At 70.9% G+C, this 18,987-nt stretch carries 14 protein-coding genes, 4 tRNA genes and 1 other RNA gene; 9 read left to right on the forward strand and 10 right to left on the reverse strand.

What is annotated here, in order from left to right; all coding sequences use genetic code 11:
• Positions 1–13: 13 nt before the first annotated feature.
• From purL to purS, 3 genes are read right to left on the reverse strand one after another with little or no spacing between them, the layout of a single operon-like run.
• Positions 14–2,272 (reverse strand): phosphoribosylformylglycinamidine synthase subunit PurL, encoded by a 2,259-nt coding sequence (gene purL, locus OG223_RS25575; RefSeq protein WP_329253050.1) that lies wholly within the window; start codon positions 2,270–2,272, stop codon positions 14–16.
• A complete protein-coding gene (gene purQ / locus OG223_RS25580; protein WP_200686449.1) occupies positions 2,269–2,949 on the reverse strand; it encodes a phosphoribosylformylglycinamidine synthase subunit PurQ in 681 nt (226 codons plus the stop codon). Before purQ ends, purL begins: the two co-directional genes overlap by 4 nt.
• Positions 2,946–3,209, reverse strand: a complete 264-nt coding sequence (purS, locus tag OG223_RS25585; RefSeq protein WP_015659417.1) for a phosphoribosylformylglycinamidine synthase subunit PurS — start codon at positions 3,207–3,209, stop codon at positions 2,946–2,948. The genes purQ and purS overlap by 4 nt, the downstream gene beginning before the upstream one ends.
• A gap of 382 nt (positions 3,210–3,591) precedes the next feature.
• Here purS and OG223_RS25590 point away from each other — a divergent pair, with 382 nt between their 5' ends.
• The 8 genes from OG223_RS25590 (at position 3,592) to OG223_RS25625 (ending at position 8,388) form a co-directional block, all read left to right on the forward strand.
• Positions 3,592–3,909, forward strand: a complete 318-nt coding sequence (locus OG223_RS25590) for a histone-like nucleoid-structuring protein Lsr2 (protein WP_329253055.1) — start codon at positions 3,592–3,594, stop codon at positions 3,907–3,909.
• Between the two features lie 137 nt (positions 3,910–4,046).
• Positions 4,047–4,118: transfer RNA gene (locus OG223_RS25595), tRNA-Gly, on the forward strand.
• Between the two features lie 97 nt (positions 4,119–4,215).
• A tRNA-Gly gene (locus tag OG223_RS25600) sits at positions 4,216–4,291 on the forward strand.
• 123 nt (positions 4,292–4,414) lie between these two features.
• Positions 4,415–5,359: an ABC transporter ATP-binding protein gene (locus OG223_RS25605; RefSeq protein WP_329253058.1), complete on the forward strand. Its 945-nt coding sequence runs from the start codon at positions 4,415–4,417 to the stop codon at positions 5,357–5,359.
• Positions 5,356–6,132 (forward strand): ABC transporter permease, encoded by a 777-nt coding sequence (locus OG223_RS25610; protein WP_329253062.1) that lies wholly within the window; start codon positions 5,356–5,358, stop codon positions 6,130–6,132. The genes OG223_RS25605 and OG223_RS25610 overlap by 4 nt, the downstream gene beginning before the upstream one ends.
• Positions 6,133–6,161: 29 nt before the next feature.
• Entirely contained in the window at positions 6,162–7,571 is a 1,410-nt protein-coding gene (locus OG223_RS25615; protein WP_329253065.1) for a sensor histidine kinase, read from the forward strand.
• 103 nt (positions 7,572–7,674) lie between these two features.
• Positions 7,675–8,292, forward strand: a complete 618-nt coding sequence (locus tag OG223_RS25620; protein ID WP_033285109.1) for a response regulator transcription factor — start codon at positions 7,675–7,677, stop codon at positions 8,290–8,292.
• Between the two features lie 23 nt (positions 8,293–8,315).
• Positions 8,316–8,388, forward strand: a tRNA-Gly gene (locus OG223_RS25625).
• Positions 8,389–8,433: 45 nt separating this feature from the next.
• On the opposite strand, the gene OG223_RS25630 is transcribed toward OG223_RS25625, so the two are convergent.
• The 6 genes from OG223_RS25630 to ffs form a co-directional block, all read right to left on the reverse strand.
• Complete coding sequence (locus OG223_RS25630) at positions 8,434–9,333, reverse strand: phosphoribosylaminoimidazolesuccinocarboxamide synthase (protein ID WP_329253068.1); 900 nt, start codon at positions 9,331–9,333, stop codon at positions 8,434–8,436.
• Positions 9,334–9,424: 91 nt separating this feature from the next.
• Positions 9,425–10,957 carry a N,N-dimethylformamidase beta subunit family domain-containing protein gene (locus OG223_RS25635; RefSeq protein WP_329253071.1) on the reverse strand — a complete coding sequence of 511 codons (1,533 nt, stop codon included), beginning with the start codon at positions 10,955–10,957 and terminating at the stop codon, positions 9,425–9,427.
• Between the two features lie 188 nt (positions 10,958–11,145).
• Positions 11,146–13,173 carry a hypothetical protein gene (locus OG223_RS25640; protein WP_329265461.1) on the reverse strand — a complete coding sequence of 676 codons (2,028 nt, stop codon included), beginning with the start codon at positions 13,171–13,173 and terminating at the stop codon, positions 11,146–11,148.
• A 301-nt stretch (positions 13,174–13,474) separates the two neighbouring features.
• On the reverse strand, positions 13,475–14,728 hold the full coding sequence (gene purD, locus OG223_RS25645; protein ID WP_329253073.1) for a phosphoribosylamine--glycine ligase: 1,254 nt from the start codon (positions 14,726–14,728) through the stop codon (positions 13,475–13,477).
• A 176-nt stretch (positions 14,729–14,904) separates the two neighbouring features.
• Positions 14,905–17,211, reverse strand: coding sequence for a DNA polymerase III subunit gamma and tau (locus tag OG223_RS25650; protein ID WP_329253077.1), 2,307 nt, complete (start codon positions 17,209–17,211; stop codon positions 14,905–14,907).
• 158 nt (positions 17,212–17,369) lie between these two features.
• Positions 17,370–17,468, reverse strand: an RNA gene (ffs, locus tag OG223_RS25655) — signal recognition particle sRNA small type.
• A 72-nt stretch (positions 17,469–17,540) separates the two neighbouring features.
• On the opposite strand from ffs, the gene OG223_RS25660 reads away from it, so the two are divergent.
• Positions 17,541–17,628: transfer RNA gene (locus tag OG223_RS25660), tRNA-Ser, on the forward strand.
• Between the two features lie 79 nt (positions 17,629–17,707).
• Here OG223_RS25660 and OG223_RS25665 read toward each other — a convergent pair.
• Positions 17,708–18,976: a tyrosine-type recombinase/integrase gene (locus tag OG223_RS25665; protein WP_329253080.1), complete on the reverse strand. Its 1,269-nt coding sequence runs from the start codon at positions 18,974–18,976 to the stop codon at positions 17,708–17,710.
• Positions 18,977–18,987 lie beyond the last annotated feature (11 nt).

Here is an 18,987-nt window from a genome sequence, read left to right on the forward strand (position 1 = left end):
CCCCACCCGTGCGCTACGCCAGCAGCGCCGGGATCGTCCCCTCGTGCGCCTCGCGCAGCTCCTCCAGGGACAGGGCGAACTCGCCCTGGATGTCGACCGAGTCGCCGTCCACGACACCGATGCGCGTGACCGGCAGGCCCCGTGCGCCGCACATGTCGTTGAAGCGGAGTTCCTCGGAGCGCGGGACCGCGACGACCGCGCGGCCCGCCGACTCCGAGAAGAGGAAGGTGAACGCGTCCAAGCCGTCCGGGACGATCAGGCGTGCGCCCTTCTCGCCCAACAGGGCCGATTCCACTACCGCTTGGATCAGACCGCCGTCGGACAGGTCGTGCGCCGAGTCGATCATGCCGTCGCGGGACGCGGAGATCAGGATCTCGGCCAGCAGCCGCTCCCGTTCGAGGTCGACCTTCGGAGGCAAGCCGCCCAGGTGGTCGTGGACGACCTGCGACCAGGCCGAACCGCCGAACTCCTCACGTGTGTCGCCCAGCAGGTAGAGGAGCTGGCCCTCTTCCTGGAACGCGACCGGCGTGCGGCGCGCGACATCGTCGATCACGCCCAGCACCGCCACCACCGGGGTCGGGTGGATCGCCACCTCGCCCGTCTGGTTGTACAGGGAGACGTTGCCTCCCGTCACCGGCGTGCCCAACTGCTGGCAGGCGTCCGCCAGTCCACGGATCGCCTCCGCGAACTGCCACATCACCGCCGGGTCCTCGGGCGAACCGAAGTTCAGGCAGTCGGAGACCGCGAGGGGCTTCGCACCCGTCGTCGCCACGTTGCGGTACGCCTCCGAAAGCGCCAACTGCGCGCCCGCGTACGGGTCCAGCTTCGCGTAACGGCCGTTGCCGTCCGTCGCGATGGCGACTCCGAGGCCGGTCTCCTCGTCGATGCGGATCATGCCCGAGTCCTCGGGCTGCGCCAGCACCGTGTTGCCCTGCACGAAGTGGTCGTACTGAGACGTGATCCACTTCTTCGACGCCTGGTTCGGGGACGACACCAGGGCCAGGACCTGGGACTTCAGTTCCTCCGAAGTCCCGGGCCGGGCAAGCTTGTTGGCGTCGTCCGCCTGGAGCGCGTCCTGCCAGGACGGACGGGCGTACGGGCGCTCGTAGACCGGGCCGTCGTGCGCGACCGTGCGCGGGTCCACGTCCACAATCTTGCCGCCGTGCCAGAAGATCTCCAGGCGGTCGCCGTCCGTCACCTCGCCGATGACCGTGGCGATGACGTCCCACTTCTCGCAGATCTCCAGGAAGCGGTCGACCTTCGACGGTTCGACGACCGCGCACATCCGCTCCTGCGACTCGCTCATGAGGATTTCCTCGGGAGAGAGGGTCGAGTCGCGGAGGGGGACGTCGTCGAGCGTCACCGTCATGCCGCCGGAGCCGTTCGACGCCAACTCGCTTGTGGCGCAGGAGAGTCCGGCCGCTCCCAGGTCCTGGATGCCGACCACCAGCTTCTCGGCGAAGGCCTCGAGCGTGCACTCGATGAGGAGCTTCTCCTGGAAGGGGTCGCCGACCTGGACCGCGGGGCGCTTCGACGGCTTCGCGTCGTCGAAGGTCTCGGAGGCGAGGATCGACGCGCCGCCGATGCCGTCGCCGCCCGTGCGGGCGCCGTAGAGGATGACCTTGTTGCCGGCGCCGGAGGCCTTCGCGAGGTGGATGTCCTCGTGCCGCATGACGCCGATGGCGCCCGCGTTGACCAGCGGGTTGCCCTGGTAGCAGGCGTCGAAGACGACCTCGCCGCCGATGTTCGGCAGGCCCAGGCAGTTGCCGTAGCCGCCGATGCCCGCGACGACGCCCGGCAGGACGCGCTTGGTGTCGGGGTGGTCGGCCGCGCCGAAGCGGAGGGGGTCGACGACCGCCACCGGGCGGGCGCCCATCGCGATGATGTCGCGCACGATGCCGCCCACGCCCGTGGCCGCGCCCTGGTAGGGCTCGACGTAGGAGGGGTGGTTGTGGGACTCGACCTTGAAGGTGACCGCGTAGCCCTGGCCGACGTCGACGACGCCCGCGTTCTCGCCGATGCCGACGAGCAGGGCGTCGGACTGCGGGGCCTTCTCGCCGAACTGGCGGAGGTGGACCTTGGAGGACTTGTACGAGCAGTGCTCGGACCACATGACGGAGTACATGGCCAGCTCGGCGCCGGTGGGCCGACGGCCGAGGATCTCCACGACCTTCTCGTACTCGTCCTTCTTCAGGCCGAGTTCGGCCCAGGGCAGCTCGACGTCGGGGGTCTCGGCCGCGTGCTCGACCGTGTCCAGAGGCGTCCGGCTCATGCGTTGACCAGCTTCTTGAGGATCGAGGTGAAGAAGGGGAGGCCGTCGGTGCGGCCGGACCCGATGAGCGGCTCGACCGCGTGCTCGGGGTGCGGCATGAGGCCCACGACGTTCCCGGCGGCGTTCGTGATGCCGGCGATGTCGCGCAGCGAGCCGTTCGGGTTCAGGTCCAGGTAGCGGAAGACGACCCGGCCCTCCGCCTCCAGCTCGTCGAGCGTGCGCTCGTCGGCGACGTAGCGGCCGTCCATGTTCTTCAGCGGGATGTGGATCTCCTGGCCCGCGGTGTAGTCACCGGTCCAGGCGGTGTCCGCGTTCTCCACCCGCAGTTTCTGGTCACGGCAGATGAAGTGCAGGTGGTTGTTGCCGAGCATCGCACCGGGGAGGAGGTGCGCCTCGGTGAGGACCTGGAAGCCGTTGCAGATTCCGAGGACCGGGAGTCCCGACTTCGCCTGCTCGATGAGCGTCTCCATCACCGGCGAGAAACGGGAGATGGCGCCCGCGCGCAGATAGTCGCCGTAGGAAAAACCGCCCGGGAGGACGACCGCGTCGACCTGGTGGAGGTTCTTGTCCTTGTGCCAGAGGGCCACCGGTTCGGCGCCGGCGAGACGGATCGCGCGCTGGGTGTCGCGGTCGTCGAGGCTGCCGGGGAAAGTGACGACGCCAATACGAGCGGTCACTTGGCGGCCTCCGCCACTTCTTCGACCTTGACCGTGAAGTCCTCGATCACCGTGTTGGCGAGGAAGGATTCCGCAAGATCGTGGATGCGGGCGAGCGCGGCCTCGTCGACCGGGCCGTCAACTTCCAGTTCGAATCGCTTTCCCTGACGTACGTCGGAGATGCCTTCGAAACCCAGGCGTGGCAGCGCACGCTGGACCGCCTGGCCCTGGGGGTCGAGGATCTCCGGCTTGAGCATGACGTCGACTACGACGCGTGCCACTGGCACTCCCGGTGTTGTGGTGCTGAGCGTGTTCCTGCGGGTCTTCGACAGGTGTCTTCAGACTACCCGCACAAAATTTCTACGCGAGTAGAGTTGTAGGAATCTACGTGAGGACCATCACGATCCGGTGTCGGACAGGGGTCTTCACGAAAAGTTCAGGGAAAGATCCCGGATCGATCCCGGTTCGCTATTGCGCCAAGACACGCGGGAAGATTTAGTCGGGCTTCACATTGCATTGCCGGGCACTGTACAAATGAATTGGCAATAGCCGATACTTTGCCCAATAACAGGCGGACAGTCGACATCTCCGCACCTCCGTGGCGTCTCCGTACGTCCCCGCGGATAGTGCGGCTGAAGGTGTCGCACGAAGGGACCGATATTCGTGGCGCAGAAGGTCGTGGTCACTCTCTTTGACGACATCGACGGCTCGGAAGCGGCGGAAACGATCGCCTTCGGGCTCGACGGCAAGTCGTACGAGATCGACCTGAATCAAGCCAATGCCAAGAAACTGCGTAAGGCGCTCGAGCCCTACGTGGACGCAGGTCGCAAGCGGTCGAGGTCGGGCAAGGCCTACCGCCAGACCGAGGTCGCCCCCGACCCGGCGGCCGTCCGGGCCTGGGCCCAGGCGAACAAGATGGACGTGCCGGCCCGCGGACGCATCCCCAAGAAGGTCTACGAGGCGTTCGCCGCCGCGCAGTAGACGGACCGTGAACCGCTGGGCCTACGGCCGGTCATCGGGCCCTCGGGGCAACCGACTTGCGCTGCACCCCTCCTGGTCAGCTAGAGTTCGGAGCACGCCGAGGGGCGAGGCCGAAAGGCCCAGCTCACGGAGTACATGCGGGTGTAGTTCAGTAGCAGAACATCCCCCTTCCAGGGGGAAGGCGCAGTGTGCAATTCCTGTCACCCGCTCTGCATCGCCGTCCGGACCACTCTGGTGGATCGGGTAGGCTGGTGCTCGCGCCGATCGGCGGCTGAGTCTCCTAGAGGCTTGGCGGTCGGAGGCAATGCGGACGTAGCTCAGTTGGTAGAGCGCAACCTTGCCAAGGTTGAGGTCGCCAGTTCGAACCTGGTCGTCCGCTCCAGCGAAAACCCCGGTCCACTGGACCGGGGTTTTCTCGTATGCCCGGTGCCCGTCTGACATTTGTCATGCCGAGTGATGACACCGCGCACTGCTGCCGGCCCCCGCTCGCCGCGACGCTGAAGGCATGGACACCAACGAACACGAACACGTGATTGAGGTCACTGACCTACGCCGTGTGTACGGGGGCGGGTTCGAGGCCGTGCGGGGGATCACCTTCTCCGTGCGGCGCGGGGAGGTCTTCGCGCTCCTGGGCACCAACGGCGCGGGCAAGACGTCCACGGTCGAACTTCTGGAGGGGCTCGCGCCGGCGTCCGGCGGGCGGGTGCGCGTCCTCGGGCACGATCCCTACCGCGAGCGGGCCGCCGTACGGCCGCGTACCGGGGTGATGTTGCAGGAGGGCGGGTTTCCGTCCGAGCTGACCGTCGTCGAGACCACGCGGATGTGGGCGGGCTGCACGAGCGGGGCGCGGCCCGAGGCGGAGGCGCTCGCGCTGGTCGGGCTCGCGCGGCGGGCGGACGTACGGGTGAAGCAGTTGTCCGGGGGTGAACGGCGGCGGCTCGATCTCGCGCTCGCGCTGCTCGGGAAGCCCGAAGTGCTGTTCCTCGACGAGCCGACGACCGGCCTTGACGCCGAAGGGCGGCGGGACACCTGGGAGTTGGTGCGGGCGCTGCGGGACGGTGGGACGACCGTGCTGCTGACCACGCACTACCTGGAGGAGGCCGAGGGGCTCGCCGACCGGCTCGCGATCATGAGCGAGGGGCGGATCGCGGTCACCGGGACTCCGGCCGAGGTGACGGCGGGGCGGCCCTCGCGGATCTCCTTCGAACTGCCCGCCGGATATTTCGTGGGGGACCTGCCGCCGCTCGGCGAACTGGGGGTCGTCGGGCACGAGGTGGCCGGGGGAGTCGTACGGCTGGAAACGCATGAGTTGCAGCGGGCGGCCACCGGGCTGTTGGTGTGGGCCGAGCGGGCGCGGATCGAACTGCGGCGGCTCGAAGTGCGGTCGGCCTCGCTGGAAGAGGCGTTTCTCGGGATCGCGCGGGAGCAGGAGCAGGGGGTGGCGGTGTGAGTGCGATGACCACTACTCCGGCCGGTCGGCTGCGGGCGCTGGGGCGGGCCGAGTTGAGCCTTCTCGGGCGGAACCGGAGTGCCGTGGTCACGGCGCTGCTCGTGCCCTTGGCGCTGCCGTTCAGCGTGCGGCCCGCGGTCGACCAGATGGATCTCAAGGGGGAGGGGCTGAGCGTCGGCTCGGTGATGCTCACCGCCGCGATCGGGTTCTCGCTGCTCTTCGCCGTGTACTCGTCGCTGGTGAGCGCGTTCGTCGCGCGGCGGGAGGAACTGGTCCTCAAGCGCCTGCGCACCGGGGAACTGGGCGACCCCGAGATCCTCGCCGGGACCGCGCTGCCGTCCGTGTGCCTCGGGCTCGTCCAGTCCGTGCTGCTGGCCGTGGCGTGCGTGGCGCTGCTCGACGCGGGGGCGCCCGCGATGCCCCAACTCGCGCTCCTGGGGCTGCTGTTCGGCCTCTTCCTGAGTGCCGCCCTTGCGGCCCTCACGGCCAGCGTGACCAGGACGGCGGAGAGCGCGCAGGTGACCGCGCTGCCTGTGCTGTTCGCGTCCATGCTCGGCTCCGGGATCATCGTCCCGCTACAGCTCCTGCCCGACCGGGTCGCCGATGTCTGCCGGTTCCTGCCCCTCTCCCCCGCGATCCGGCTGATCAGCGGCGGCTGGAACGGCGACCTGTCCGGCTACGACGCGCTCGGCGCCGTCCTGACCGCGCTGGCCTGGACCGTCCTCGCGGTGTTTGCTGTACGGCGGTGGTTCCGTTGGGAACCGCGGCGCTGAGGTACGGGGAGTACGGGGAGCACAACGGCATGCGGACACTTGTTGGCTCGCGCGGCTCCGGCGGCTGGTGGGGGCGGAAGAGCACGCCCGGGAAGGTCGAGACGTACACCCGGTGGTCCTTCCACTTCTTCGCCGTGGTCGAGGTCGGCGCGATCGGGCTGCCGCTGTTCGCGCAGGTCGGGGTGGACACCGCGGGCTGGATGGCGGCCGTCGTGACCGGGCACGCGCTGCTCTGCTCCGCCACCGCCTCCCGGGCGCTCGACTGGACGCGCGGCCGGCGCGCACAGCCCGTACGGCTGCTGTGGTTCCTCGGCGCGGTGACCGTGCTGATCGCCGTCGTCGCGCTGGTGCTGCGGGAGCGGGGTCCCGGCGGCGACCAGGCGCGGGCCGCCGCGAGCACGCTCTTCGTGGGCGTGCTGGGCTTCGGCGCGGGCACGCTGACGCTCGGGGTCCGCGGCCGGCGGCAGATCCTCGCGGTGGTCGCGGGCGCGGTCGTCGGCACGCTGGTGCTGCAGCTTCCGCTGGGCGTGGCCGCGGGCGCCGCGTTCGGCACCGGGCTCGCCGTCCTCTTCACCGCCGGCGGTCTCGCCTTCACCGCCGCGTTCTCCGTCTGGCTCCTCGACGCCGTCTACGAACTCGACGAGGCCCGCGAGACCCGGGCCCGGCTCGCCGTCGCCGAGGAACGGCTGCGGTTCGGGCGCGATCTGCACGACGTGATGGGCCGCAACCTGTCGGTGATCGCGTTGAAGAGCGAACTCGCCGTGCAGCTCGCCCGGCGCGGGCGGGCCGAGGCCGTGGAGCAGATGATCGAGGTGCAGCGGATCGCCCGGGAGTCGCAGCGGGAGGTGCGCGATGTCGTACGGGGCTACCGCGAGGCCGACCTCCGGCTCGAACTGGCCGGTGCGCAGGGCGTGTTGGCCGCCGCCGGCATCGAGTGCGAGGTGACCGGCGACGCGGCGGGGCTGCCGGTCGAGGTGCAGTCGGCGCTCGGGTGGGTGGTGCGGGAGGCGACGACGAACGTGCTGCGGCACGGGGATGCCGGGCGGTGTGTGGTGGGGGTGCGGGTGGCTGGAGGGCGGGTCGTGCTCACCGTCGAGAACGATGGGGCCGAGGTGGTGGCGGGTGGTGATGTCCCTGCGGGCGTCGGTGGTGGCGGCAAGGGCGGGTCGGGGCTCGTGGGGTTGCGGGAGCGGTTGAGCGCGGTCGGTGGGGAGTTGGAGGCGGGGGCTGTGGACGGGGACCGGTTCCGGGTGGTGGCTACGGTGCCGGTGCCTGCGGGGACCGGGACGGGGGCTGGCACAGGGACCGGGACTGGAGCTTGGACCGGGACCGGGGCTGGGACCGGGACTGGAGCTGGGACCGGGACCGGGGCTGGGACCGGGGCTGGGGCTGGGACCGGGGCTGGGGCTGGGACCGGGGCTGGGGTGGTCGACTCGTGAACGTGCCGCTCATCGCCCGCCCGCTGTCCGCCATGAGCGGGGGCGCCTCGTGCGCCCGCCCGCTGTCCCCCGTGACCAGGGGAACCTCGACCAGGAGAACCTCATGACCGGCCCCGTCGTACGACTTCTGCTCGCCGATGACGAGCACCTCATCCGGGGTGCGCTCGCCGCGCTGCTCGGGCTGGAGGACGATCTGGTGGTGGTGGCCGAGGCGGCTACCGGGCCCGAGGCCTTGGCCATGGCTCGGGCGCATGAGCCGGATGTGGCTGTGCTCGATCTTCAGATGCCGGGGGCCGACGGTGTGAAGGTCGCCACATCGCTGCGGGCCGAACTGCCCGGGTGCCGGGTGCTGATCGTGACCGGGCACGGGCGGCCGGGGCATTTGAAGCGGGCCCTCGCGGCGGGGGTGCGGGGGTTCGTGCCGAAGACCGTCAGTGCTCAGCGGCTCGCGGAGATCATCCGCACGGTGCACGCCGGGAACCGTTATGTCGACCCCGAGTTGGCCGCCGACGCGATCTCCGCCGGGGACTCGCCGCTGACCGCCCGCGAGGCCGAGGTGCTGGAGCTGGCCGCCGACGGGGCGCCCGTCGCGGAGATCGCCGAACGGGCCGCGTTGTCACAGGGGACCGTACGGAACTATCTCTCCTCCGCCGTCTCGAAACTCGGGGCCGAGAACCGGCATACGGCAGTGCGTCTCGCACGCGAGCGAGGTTGGGTATAGTTGCTCTCGCGCCACGGCGCAGCGCGGACGTAGCTCAGTTGGTAGAGCGCAACCTTGCCAAGGTTGAGGTCGCCAGTTCGAACCTGGTCGTCCGCTCCCACGAAAACCCCGGTCCACTGGACCGGGGTTTTCTCGTCTCCCCTAGGCCCAGTTCAGGCCGGTCAGGCGCTCGTACGCCTCGATGTACTTCGCGCGGGTCGCGTCCACGACCTGCTGCGGCAGCGCGGGCGGGGGCTGCTCGCTCTTGCGGTCCCAGCCCGACTCCGGCCCGGTCAGCCAGTCACGCACGAACTGCTTGTCGTACGACGGCTGCGCGCGCCCCGGCTCCCACTCCTCGGCCGGCCAGAAACGGGACGAGTCCGGGGTGAGCACCTCGTCTGCGGCGATCAGCGTCTCGCCCTCGTAGCCGAACTCGAACTTCGTGTCGGCGAGGATGATGCCCCGGTCGCGCGCGATGTCCCGGGCCCGGCCGTACACGGCGAGGGTCGCCTGGCGCAGTTGCGCGGCGGTCTCGGCGCCGACCTGCCGGGCGACCTCCTCGTACGACACGTTCTCGTCGTGCTCCCCCACGGCGGCCTTGGTGGCCGGGGTGAAGATCGGGGCGGGGAGTTCGCTGCCGTCGACCAGGCCCTCGGGGAGGGCGAGGCCGCAGACCGTGCGGGACGCGTCGTACTCGACCAGGCCGGAGCCGGTGAGGTAGCCGCGGGCCACGCACTCCACCGGGACCATCTGGAGGGACTTGCAGATGAGAGTGCGGCCCGCCCAGTCGGCGGGGGCGCCGGGCGGGAGGTCGGTGCCGAGGACGTGGTTGGAGATCAGGTCGGCGAGCTGGTCGAACCACCAGAGGGAGAGCTGGGTGAGGACGCGGCCCTTGTCGGGGATCTCCGTGGGCAGCACCCAGTCGTACGCGGAGATGCGGTCGCTGGCGACCATCACGAGCTCGCCCGCCTCGTTCTGGTACAGCTCGCGCACCTTGCCGGTGTGGAGGTGCGTCAGGCCCGGAACCTGGAGCGGCTCGGGCTTTTCTACGAATCCGGACACGGTTCCTCCAGTGGGTCTCTCCAACTGGCTCGATTGTCCCGTATGCGCGGCCGCCTCCCGGCAGGGGGTATGTCGACCTTCTACGTGTGGGTCAGTCGTGCTTGCAGATGCGGTCCAGGAGGTTGGCCGTGGCGCGCTGGACACGGGCGTCCACATGGCCGGGGCGGTCCAGGGCCGGGGACCAGGCGAAGGTGCCGGAGGCGAAGACGAGGGAACCGGACGGCGCCCGGTACAGGGAGGTCTCCTGGTGGCGGAGGGCGCCCTCGCCGTCCGCGTACGGGGAGTGGGCGAGCAGGATGCGCTCCTCGTGCTGGGGGAGCTGGGTGCGCGGGAAGTACCGGTCGGCCTCGCCCGCGACCAGGCCCTCGATGCCGTCGCCCTCGCCGGCGCCGGTCGCCTCCCACAGCCAGTGGTCGGCGTTGCGGACGATCAGGGGGTACGGCTCGGGCACCCGGCCCGCGTACTGGATCCCCACCAACTGCTGCTCGGGGCGGTCGACTTCGCGCCACAGCACCGGCTTGCCAGGGCCCCGGCGCTTGCGGCAGGTGAGCAGGCGGTCGGGGACGCCGGACGGGGAGGGCCCCAACTCCACTTGCCAGTACATGGTGTTGGCGGAGAGGAAGACGAGGGACGTGCCGTGGTCGCGGGCGCGCTCGACGGTACGGCGCATCTGTGTCGACCAGTACTCGTCGTGGCCCGGGAAGACCAACCCCCGGTAGCGGGTGGGGTCTACGCGGCCGGAGTGCAGGTCGCGGGCGTCGGCGTAGGCGAGGTCGTAGCCGTAGCGCTCGGCATAGCGGATGAAGTCGTAGGCGTGGCCCACATGGAGGGGCAGGCCCGCGCCCGCGTACGGGCGGTCGAAGGAGACCGTCGTCGCGGCCTCGGACTCGCCGAGCAGCCGGCCGGCTCCGTCCCAGGCGTGGTAGAGGCTCGCGCCGGTGTGGCCGTCCTCCGGGTAGAGGTTGTAGGCCTGCCAGGTGATGTCGGGCAGGAGGAGGAGCAGGTCGGCGGGGTGGTTGTCGCGGACCGTGAACGGGATGTGGGAGCGGTAGCCGTCGGCCGTGGTGAGGACGGCGACGTAGGCGCCGATGCTCCAGTAGCTCGGGATCTGCAGGCGCCAGGACAGCCACCAGTGGTGGCAGGAGACCGTGCGGTCGGCGGCAAGCGGCGGGGGCTGGACGATGCCCGAGAGGCGGGGGCTGGTGGTGATCTTGGCGGCGCCGTCACCGCCGTAGTGGCCGATGCGGTAGACGTCCACGGCGAACTCCTGGGGCGGGTCGACCGTGACATGGAAGTCGAGGGCCTCGCCTGGTGCGACGGCGCTGGCCGAGGTGAATCCCTTGATCTGGCGGTGGACGTCGTCGGCGGAGCGGGGGCCGCCACCGCCACCGCCGGATGTGCGCGGGGCGGGGAGCTTGGGGGCGTTTCTGCCGGGGGTGCGAGAGGGAGTCTGGGCGGGGTTGTGGGCGGGGGCCGGGTCCACGTACCAGGGGACGACGTGGCCGGTGTCGTCGAAGTAGGTCTCGCTGCCCCGGAGCCAGGGGACGGGGCCCTGCCCGAAGGGGTCCGTGACGGCGTGCGCCAGCGCTCCCGACTCCCAGCGGCGGATCTGCTCCGACCCCATGACCTCACCCCTCCCTCGTGCCCCCGTGGTGATCCTTCGTTCGGCTGTCGCATGTCACGCGCCCTTGCCCTGCACAGGATCGGCCCCAGCACATCACATTAAGCACTCACTCTGTCACTGGTCGTTGCTAATTGACCAAAAGTGGAGCTCGGGGTTCCGATACGGGTGGAGGTGAAGGGGGCGCGACGTCAGACGAGTCGTACCGGCTTCTCGGGGCGTATGCCCAGGTCCATCAGCCAGGCGCGCAGCGGTGCCGGGTCGCCGTCCTCCACGAGGCTGAGCACCCTCGGGGCGAGATCGGCCGCCCTTTCGCCGTTCACAAGCAGGGTCGGTCCGTCCAGCCAGTCGAGGCCCGGGGTCGCGCCGGCCGTGTCCATCGCCGCGCAGCACACCATCGCCGTGACGTGATCGGCCAGCAACTCCCGCCCTGTGCGCGGCGGTTGGAGCGGGAAGAGGGGGAGCAGGCCGTCGTCCCAGAGCGCGGTGTCGGGGCCCTGGCCGGTCGGGGCCGAACTGACCGGCGGGGTGGCCGCTTCCTCCCGCGCCAACTCGGCGGTGAGGCCTGCGGCGAGGGCCGCGCTGTGGGGGGAGCAGGTTTCGCCGAGTTCTTCGTCGTCTTCGGCGGCCATAGCTTTGTAGGGGTGGGGAGTGCGGGTGGCGGTGGCGCCGGGTTCCGCGCCGCTGGCACCGGTGGCCGTGCCCGTGCCCGTGCTGTCGGACTCGGTGTCTTCGTCGGCCGTGTCCGGCTCCGCGGACTGGTTGGTGCCGTCGGCTTCAGTGGGTGCGTGTAGGCCAACGGGCCCAGTGGGAAGGGGCGTTCCGTCGGGGTCGAAGCCAACGGCCGCCGGGGAAGAGGCAGTTCCGCCGACGCCGGTGCCATCGGCCTCCGCGCCTCCATCTACCGGATCCGTCTCGCCGTAGCGCCCCTCCGCCGTCGGGTCCGTCAGGTGGTCCACCACTCGGGCCAGGGTCGGGGCGTCGTGGTGGGGCGGGGTGGGGTCGGGGGCGCGGCGGACGCCGAGGGTGTCCAGGACTCGGTGGAGGCGGGCCGCGTCGGTGCGCCATTTGCGGTCGACGACCTCCTCCGGGTACTCCTGCCAGTCCACCGGCGCCCAGTCGGGACCGGGCTCGGCGGGGCCGCCGTGGAAGAGGCGGGCGGCGAGCAGCGAGGTCGCCTCGTCGATCGCGCCGGGCTCTTCGAGCAGGTCGCAGGCGGGACGCTCGCCCAGGCGGGAGGCGAAGCCCTCGGCCAGCCGGTCGCGGCGGGACAGCTCCGTGAGCGCCGCGACCACGCCCGCGTCCAGCCGGGACGGCCAGCGGCCCATCCGCCACGCGGGCAACGCGACCCGGGTCAGCAGCCGGTCCCAGCCCGCGTACGCCAGGCCCACCTGTTCCTGCGCGACGATCCGCAGGCCGTAGTCCACAGCCTGTGCACGCTCGGCGGCCGCGGCGGCCACGCCCCGCTCCATCTCGGCCGCGTGCCCCCGGCAACTGCGCAGCAGCAGCCGGGCGACCCAGCCGACACCGGCGAGCACCGAGCGGAACACGGGCGCGCGGGGCGCCGAGGTCACGGCCACCGCCGCGTCCAGGCCCCGTACGAAACGGCGGGCCGCGGCTATGTCCGGGTGCGCCGAAGGTCCCGTACCGGCGACGACCGGCGCGAGCACCGCGCGCAGCTCGCCCACCCGCATCCACCACAGGAACGGCGAGCCGATGACGAGGACGGGCGCGGTCGCCGTACGACGGGAACGCCCCGGGGTGAGGCCGCGTACGCCGGTGATCTCGTCACCGCTCTCCTTCGGGGGCGGGCCGTGGGACGGGTGGGTGCGGTCCTCCAGCCAACTGTCGCAGTCCGGGGTGAGCGCTATCGCGGACGGTGCGGGGACGTCGAGGCGGTCGGCCAGGTCGCGCACCAGTCGGTACAGGTCGGGGGCCGACTCCTCGGCGATCGCGACCGTAGGGCTCACGGCCGGGCGGGAGCGCGCCACGACCAGCGCGATCGCGCCGGCCGCGAGCAGCACGACCACCGCGGCCACGCCCATGATCCAGCGGGCGAGGTCCCAGCCCTGGCCCACGAGATGGCCGGTGGAACCCCCGGCGAACAGGATCACCGCGCCGGCGGCGGGCAACAGGGCGACGGCCAGCGCCCGGCTGCGGATCCGCAGCACGGCCAAGGCCCGGGAACGCGCCGCCTGCGCGCCCGCCTCCACACCCATACCGGTCACGACCGGACCTCACCCCCTCCGTGCTGTCCCGCTCTGCTGGCGTTGCTCACTCCCCCACTGTGGCACCCGCCACTGACATCGCAATGCCGGTGGGCCAAGTGCCGGAACGCTTGCGCCGCACCATAGTTGGGGCCCCGGTCCCCGTCAGCCGGTTGGGGCATCGGTCACTCGATGGAATGGCTCAGGGGAAAGGTGGATGACAGAGGGCAAGGGTGAGGGCAAGGTTCAGGCCCCGAATCCTGAGACGGAATCGGGGCCTGTCGGGTTCATCGGTGCGCGGGAGCGCTTGGGACTACTCGCCCGCCGCCGCCTTCGCCGCGATGTCCGTACGGTGCTGGGAGCCGTCGAGACGGACCCGGGTCAGGGCCGCGTACGCGCGCTCGCGGGCCTGTGTGAGATCCGCGCCGGTCGCCGTGACGGAGAGCACGCGGCCGCCCGCGCTGACGACGTCGTCGCCGTCGTACCTGGTCCCGGCGTGCAGCACGTACGCGTGCGGGGCGTCCTGCGCCGCCACCTCGTCGAGGCCGGCGATCGGGTCGCCGGTGCGCGGGGTGTCGGGGTAGTTGTGCGAGGCGATGACGACGGTGACCGCCGCGTCCTCGCTCCAGCGCAGGGGGGCCAGGTCGTCGAGGGTGCCGTTCGCCGCGGCGAGCAGGACGCCGGCCAGCGGGGTCTTCAGCCGGGCCAGGACCACCTGCGTCTCGGGGTCGCCGAAGCGGGCGTTGAACTCGATGACCCGCACACCGCGCGAGGTGATCGCGAGACCGGCGTAGAGGAGGCCGGAGAAGGGGGTGCCGCGGCGGTGCAGCTCGTCGACGGTCGGCTGGAGGACGGTCTGCATGACCTCGTCCACCAGCTTCGGGTCGGCCCACGGCAGCGGGGAGTACGCGCCCATGCCGCCGGTGTTCGGGCCCTCGTCGCCGTCCAGCGCGCGCTTGAAGTCCTGCGCGGGCTGGAGCGGGACGACGGTCACGCCGTCGGTGATCGCGAACAGGGACACCTCGGGGCCGTCGAGGAACTCCTCGATGACGACGCGCTCGCAGGCGGCCGCGTGCGCCTTCGCCGCTTCGAGGTCGTCCGTGACGACGACTCCCTTGCCGGCGGCCAGTCCGTCGTCCTTCACGACGTACGGCGCACCGAAGGCGTCGAGAGCCTCCGCGACCTCTTCCGGGGTCGTACAGACATAGGAGCGGGAGGTCGGGACGCCGGCCGCCGCCATCACTTCCTTGGCGAAGGCCTTGGAGCCCTCCAGTTGCGCGGCCTCCCCGGAGGGGCCGAAGACCGGGATGCCCGCCTCGCGCACGGCGTCGGCGACCCCGGCGACGAGGGGTGCCTCCGGGCCGACCACGACCAGCTCGGCGCCGAGCGCTGTCGCCAGCGTGGCTACGGCCGCGCCGTCTAGGGGGTCGACCTGGTGCAGCTCGGCCACCTCGGCGATGCCGGCGTTGCCGGGAGCGCAGTGCAGTGCGGTGACGTCGGGGTCTAGGGACAGGGAACGGCAGAGGGCGTGTTCGCGGGCACCGGTACCGATGACGAGGACCTTCACGGGGTCAGCCTAGGTCACGGTGAGGGTGGGGTGGGTCGGGGTGGGGGTTGGCGGGGTTGCGGCCGGGTCGGGGGTGGGGGGCTTGTGTTGTTCGCGGGGTGCGGGTAGGTGGGGCTGGTCGCGCAGTTCCCCGCGCCCCTGAGGGGATCGGGGTGGGCGGGGCGACAGGAGGCGCCCTACTCGTTGGTGAACTCCTCCAGCACCGTTGCTCCCAGTTCCCGGACGATCAGTTCGTGGCCGGAGAGGGCCGACTCGTCGAGGTCGGGGTCGTCGTCCTCGGGGGTGTCGTCCTCGGCGGAGACGGTGCGGGGGGCGGGGGGCGGCGCGGGCGCTGCGGGGGGCTGGGGCTGGGCGGGCGCGTGGGCCGAAGGGGAGTTCGTGGTGTTCGTGGGGGCGGGCGTGGAGGCGGGGGTGGGCTGGGGGGATGCCGGGCGGGGGGTGGCCGTAGCGGGGCCGGGGCTGCCGTAGCCACCAGGTGCTCCGCCGTAGCCGCCCGCCGCGCCACCGCCACCGCCGTAGGAACCGCCCGGTTGCGGGGGCGGGGTGCCGCCGCCCGACGGGTCGACGATCGCGTCGATCTTCCACGTGACGTTGAACTGCTCGGCCAGTGCCTGCTTCAGCACGTCCTCGCTGCCGCTGCTGTTGAAGTTGTCCCGCGCACCGGCGTTCACGAAGCCGATCTGGAGGGTCGTGCCGTCGAAACCGGTGACCTGCGCGTTCTGGCTGAGCAGGATCCAGGTGAAACGGCGGCGGTTCTTCACCACTTCCAGGATGTTCGGCCAGAGCATGCGGGGGTCGAGGCCGCCGGCCGGGGGCGGGGTGGCGGCTTGGGCGGGGGTCGCGGCCTGGGGGGCGGGGGCCTGTACGGGGGCGGGTGCGGGGGTGTTGTGGGCGGACGGGGGTTGTCCGCCGCCCGCGGGTGTCGCTGTGGGCCAGCCGCCGGGGCGACGACCGCTGCCTACGGCTGTGGCGGTGGGCCAGGCGCCGGGGGTGGGGGCAGGAGGTTGTGCCTGGGGCTGCGGCTGTTGGGGTTCCTCGGCGGGCGGGGTCGGCTGGGCGTAGGCCGGGGCGGGGGCCTGCGCCGGCGGCATCGCGGGCGGGGCCGTAGCGGCGAAGGGGGCGCCGGGGGCGGGGCCGGGCGCGCCTGGACCTCGTACGGCTGCTCGCGCGGCGGCGGCACCGCTGCCCGGCGGGACGGGGGCGCCACCCCCATGGGCGGGAGCGGGAGCGGGGGCAGAGACAGGGGCAGGAGTGTGAGCGTGGGCGTGGGCGTCGGGTCCGGGGGCGTAGCCCATGGCGGGCGCGCCGCCGCCGCCCGAGAAGTTGACGCCGCGCTCCAGTCGGTCGAGGCGGGCCATGACCGACTGCTCGTCGCCGTAGGCGGCGGGAAGCATCACCCGGGCGCAGATGAGCTCTAGTTGGAGGCGGGGGGAGGTGGTGCCGCGCATCTCGGTCAGGCCGGTGTTGACGAGGTCGGCGGCGCGGCTGAGTTCGGCGGCGCCGAAGGTGCCGGCCTGGGCCTGCATACGTTCGAGCACGTCGGCCGGGGCGTCGATGAGGCCCTTGTCGAGGGCGTCGGGGACGGCGGCGAGGATCACCAGGTCGCGGAGGCGCTCCAGCAGGTCGGCGACGAAGCGGCGCGGGTCGTTGCCGCCCTCGATGATGCGGTCGACGACTTCGAAGGCGGCGGCGCCGTCACCGGTGGCGAAGGCCTCGACGACGGAGTCGAGGAGCGAGGCGTCGGTGTAACCGAGCAGCGAGGTCGCCATGGCGTATGTCACACCGTCGGTGCTCGCCCCCGCGAGCAACTGGTCCATGACGGACATGGAGTCACGCACGGAACCGGCACCGGCCCGCACGACGAGCGGCAGCACACCGTCCTCGACGGGGATGTCCTCCTGCCCGCACACCTGGCCCAGGTAGTCGCGCAGGGTGCTGGGCGGCACGAGCCGGAAGGGGTAGTGATGGGTGCGCGACCGGATCGTCCCGATGACCTTCTCGGGCTCGGTGGTCGCGAAGATGAACTTGAGGTGCTCCGGCGGCTCCTCGACGACCTTCAGCAGCGCGTTGAAGCCGGCCGGCGTGACCATGTGGGCCTCGTCGATGATGTAGATCTTGTAGCGGCTGCTCGCGGGCCCGAAGAAGGCCTTCTCGCGCAGCTCACGGGCGTCGTCCACACCACCGTGCGACGCGGCGTCGATCTCGATGACGTCGATGGAACCGGGTCCGTTGCGCGCGAGGTCGCGGCAGGACAGGCACTCGCCGCAGGGGGTCGGGGTGGGGCCCTTCTCGCAGTTCAGACAACGGGCCAGGATGCGCGCGCTCGTGGTCTTGCCGCAGCCTCGCGGCCCGCTGAACAGGTACGCGTGATTGACCCGGTTGTTCCGCAGCGCCTGCTGCAACGGGTCGGTTACATGCTCCTGCCCGATGACCTCGGCGAACGACTCCGGGCGATAACGGCGGTACAGCGCGAGAGACGACACGCGTACGAGGTTATAGGCGCCCACTGACAACGGGGGCCGGTGGCGAACTCGGCGCAGCTTCGGCCGCCAGGCGCAGAGCTACAGCTACAGCTACAGCTACAGCTACAGCTACAGCTACAGCTACAGCTACAGGCAGAGCCACGACCACAGGCGGCGGGAACGCAAGCGCCCCCCACGCACCCACCAGAGCCAACCTACCCTTGCTGCCTTCCGGCCCTGGGGGAGTTCAGTCAGATAGCGCCGCGTGAGGGGCTCCGCACAGGCTACAGGATCTGAGCGGGGGGGAACGAGTTCGCGAGCACTCCTCAACGTCTTGTATTGTTTGCCGCGGAGGATTCGCCTAGTGGCCTAGGGCGCACGCTTGGAAAGCGTGTTGGGGGCAACCCCTCACGAGTTCGAATCTCGTATCCTCCGCCAGTGCCTCACCGGGCACGATGTCGAAGGGCCCCACCGTTCGCGGTGGGGCCCTTCGTCGTTGGCCGTCTCAGTTTCCGTCTCAGTTTGTTTTTTCTTCGGTGCCGGTATCGGTGTTGGTCCCGGGCAGCACCCAGAGCGCGTCTCCGACTTGCTGCGCGACCTTGCGGAGCATGGTCCCCGTCACGTGCATGTAGCGAGCTCGCATCCTGGCCGCTCCCCCGGGCTCCCAACCCATGATCGAGTCGATCACGACGTCTGGGACGCCGAGGATCAGGAGGACGGTCGCTGCGGTGTGGCGAGCGTCGTGGAGACGGCCGTTCCGTACGTCGGCATCCCGCAGCAGCCGCTTCCAGACGTGGAAGTCGGTGTTGGGGCTCAACGGTCCGCCAACTGGCGAGGCGAAGACATACCCCTTGTCCTCCCAGTCAGTGCCAGCAGCGATCCGCTCCCGCTCCTGGACTTCCTGGTGTTGGCGGAGAATCTTGATCAGCGGATCGGGCAGGCCGATGGTGCGCCGTCCGGCTCGGGACTTGGTGGACTTGTGTTCGCGGCGGGTCTGCTCTTTCTTGGGGCAGTAGCCCGCCTTCCGGCCACACGAGTTGGCACCGCAGCCGTGCGCGTACTTCGGGCGGAGCCGGTTCTTGCGGATGCGGACGTACCCGGCGGCGAGGTCGACGTCTTCCCAGTGCAGGCCGAGCGCCTCGCCCTGGCGGAGGCCGAGAGCCAGGGCGACGACCCAACGTGCGCTGTTGCGGAGCTTGGCCGCTTCGACAAGCAGGCTCTGTACCTCCTCGATCGTGTAGGGCTCGATGTCCTCCTCTTCGAGGCGGGGAGCCTTGGCGATCTCGGCGGCGTTGGTGACGACATGCCCACGACGGACCGCTTCGCCGAGGGCGACCCTGATCGTCCGGTGAGCATGGTGGGCGGTGCCGGCGGAGCTCCCGGACGCCTGCATCTTCCGATAGAAGCGTTCGAGGTGCTCCGGCTCCAGGCCGTCGAGCTTGTGAGCGCCCAGGCCGGGGACGAGGTGAACGCGTACGTCGACCTCGTACCCGTCGTACGTGTTCTCGGAGACGTACGACTTGGCGATGTTCTCGACCCAGTGCTCAAGCCAGCTCTGGACGGTCCATCCCTTGCCCGGCTTCCGAAGCTTCTTGTCGTCGCGGGCCCGCTCCATCTCGCGGACGGCCTTGGTCACTTCGGCCTTGGTCTTCCGCTCGATGTGACGGCGATCGGGCTTGCCGTCGTCTTTGACGCCGACGGTCACCCGGCCGTGCCATTTGCCGTCCTTGCCGAGGTAGATGGACGAGGCGCCGTTGGGCTGGCGGGTGCGTTTCGTCTCTGCCATGTCTCCCCCCT

It is taken from the genome of Streptomyces sp. NBC_01478 (assembly GCF_036227225.1).
Lineage (GTDB): Bacteria > Actinomycetota > Actinomycetes > Streptomycetales > Streptomycetaceae > Streptomyces.

Excerpts from the sequence above, each read along its gene's own strand:
- purL (WP_329253050.1), bottom strand. The coding sequence starts at position 2,272 with ATGAGCCGGACGCCTCTGGACACGGTCGAGCACGCGGCCGAGACCCCC.
- OG223_RS25605 (WP_329253058.1), top strand. The coding sequence starts at position 4,415 with ATGGACACCAACGAACACGAACACGTGATTGAGGTCACTGACCTACGC.
- OG223_RS25615 (WP_329253065.1), top strand. The coding sequence starts at position 6,162 with ATGCGGACACTTGTTGGCTCGCGCGGCTCCGGCGGCTGGTGGGGGCGG.
- OG223_RS25620 (WP_033285109.1), top strand. The coding sequence starts at position 7,675 with ATGACCGGCCCCGTCGTACGACTTCTGCTCGCCGATGACGAGCACCTC.
- OG223_RS25635 (WP_329253071.1), bottom strand. The coding sequence starts at position 10,957 with ATGGGGTCGGAGCAGATCCGCCGCTGGGAGTCGGGAGCGCTGGCGCAC.
- OG223_RS25640 (WP_329265461.1), bottom strand. The coding sequence starts at position 13,173 with ATGGGTGTGGAGGCGGGCGCGCAGGCGGCGCGTTCCCGGGCCTTGGCC.
- OG223_RS25665 (WP_329253080.1), bottom strand. The coding sequence starts at position 18,976 with ATGGCAGAGACGAAACGCACCCGCCAGCCCAACGGCGCCTCGTCCATC.